The 272-nt window shown below is 61.4% G+C and carries 1 protein-coding gene; it reads left to right on the top strand.

Annotation, left to right across the window (positions count from 1 at the left end):
- Positions 1-21: 21 nt before the first annotated feature.
- Positions 22-272 (top strand): hypothetical protein (locus tag OH705_RS27380; protein WP_416383603.1); only part of this gene is annotated, 251 nt, incomplete at its 3' end.

Below are 272 nucleotides of genomic sequence, written 5' to 3'. Positions count from 1 at the left end.
ATGAAGGAGGCGCAGAGCCACATGACGTGGCTGATGCTGCTGCCGATGATCCCGACGTTCGCGCTGATGGCGAACCCGCTGAAGAGCCAGCTGTGGCAGTTCGCCGTGCCGTTCCTGGCGCAGAACCAGCTGCTGCTGAAAGTGATCCGCAACGAGTACATCAGTCCAGAGACATGGCTTGTCTACGTGGGTGCGGCGTTTGGTGTAGCGGCCTTGCTGTGGTTCGCGGCCGTTCGGCGTTACCACCAGGAGAAGCTCGCGATCGCCGGATA

It is taken from the genome of Pseudomonas sp. BJa3 (genome assembly GCF_026343815.1).
GTDB classification, from domain to species: Bacteria; Pseudomonadota; Gammaproteobacteria; order Pseudomonadales; family Pseudomonadaceae; genus Aquipseudomonas; species Aquipseudomonas soli.
Note: the sequence above shows the minus strand (reverse complement) of the source record. Positions and strands in the feature narration are given on the sequence as shown.